Annotated in this window: 1 protein-coding gene; it reads right to left on the reverse strand. The window is 48.7% G+C overall.

The window, feature by feature from the left end; translation table 11 throughout:
• The coding region (locus JI65_RS16950) for an IS110 family RNA-guided transposase (RefSeq protein WP_242457290.1) at positions 1–872 on the reverse strand (872 nt) is incomplete at its 3' end.
• Between the last annotated feature and the right edge of the window lie 45 nt (positions 873–917).

Raw genomic sequence — 917 nt, forward strand, 5'->3', positions numbered from 1 at the left:
CTCTTTTCATAAGATGTACCAGTTTTTAACAACGTGTACATCAATTCTGCAAGTTTCCTTGCCGTCGCAACGATTGCGATTTTCTTCGACTTGCTTTGAGTTCCTGTCATATATAGGAACTTATCTTTTATTGCCCCGCCTTTTTTTGACCTGACATGCGACCATGCGGCCAGAATCAGCAGGGACCTCAAATTGGAATTTCCGCACTTTGTGATATGTCCGAGCCGGAGTTTTGTGCTGGACATGTCAAGTTTCGGGACCAGTCCGACCGCAGCTCCAACCGTTGAAACGTTGCGGTAGCGCGAGCCGTCCCCGATGAATGCAATATAGGAAGCTGCCAGCTGTTTCCCGACTCCGGGAATGCCCGTCAGGGCTTCAACGTTTTTGTCCCCCTCTATTTCTTTATCAAGCTCCGTCTCGACTTCATCAATCTGTTCCTCAATCTGCCCGATTCGTCTGAGGCTTCTTTCCGCCTGCTTCAGCGCGAATCCTTTCAGAATCTTTATGCTCCTGTCCCGGTTTTCATTTGTGGCCAGATCCTTGCGTTTTATTTCAGTTATTCCGCACTCCAGGAATACGGCATGAAGCCTGTTGATTTCCTTCGTCCTGTCGTTCTTCAACTGTCTCAGTTCTGTCAGAATCTGTCTGATGCTTTCCTCATGCTCCGTCGGAAGCTCGACGGTCGGAAGCTCGTCGTCAGTGTATTTCTGCACGAGGCGTGCGAGTTTCAGGGCATCTTCCTTGTCATTCTTTTTTACTGAGCGGTAAATCAACGCGACTTGACTCGGATTCAAAAGCACTACGTCACAACCGACCTGTTCCTTTATTTCCTTTGCCATCACCATTCCCAGCGAGCATACTTCAATCGCCACCCTGTCACTGGCTCTCAGCAAGGCATAAAGTTTCTTTCTGCCCTC

Source organism: Treponema zioleckii, assembly GCF_014737315.1.
Lineage (GTDB): Bacteria > Spirochaetota > Spirochaetia > Treponematales > Treponemataceae > Treponema_D > Treponema_D zioleckii.